The organism is Halorubrum sp. SP3 (assembly GCF_005435195.1).
In the GTDB taxonomy this organism is placed as follows: domain Archaea; phylum Halobacteriota; class Halobacteria; order Halobacteriales; family Haloferacaceae; genus Halorubrum; species Halorubrum sodomense.
Genome location: NZ_SGTU01000797.1, coordinates 1 through 216, shown reverse-complemented (window position 1 = coordinate 216; position 216 = coordinate 1). Strand labels below are relative to the sequence as shown.

The following is a 216-nucleotide window of genomic DNA, read 5'->3' as shown; positions in this document are numbered from 1 at the left end:
AGCCGCTCAAGGCGACGCACATGGGCTTTTGGGCCATCAAGAACATCCTCTATCGGTACTCGGCGCCGCTCCACGCAGTCGAGCCGCCCGAGTCGTGGGGGATGGATGAGTGGGACGAAGCAAGCGGGCAGATGAGCGACCTGTCCATGATGTCCGACGCCCTGCTCCCGCCTGGGTCGGAGCTGTCCGTTGCGGAGGGTGTCTCCGAGTTTGACC

1 protein-coding gene is annotated in these 216 nt (G+C 64.4%); it reads left to right on the top strand.

Annotated features, from left to right (window positions below; genetic code table 11):
• The coding region (locus tag EXE42_RS20105; protein WP_206750798.1) for a hypothetical protein at positions 1-216 on the top strand (216 nt) is incomplete at both ends.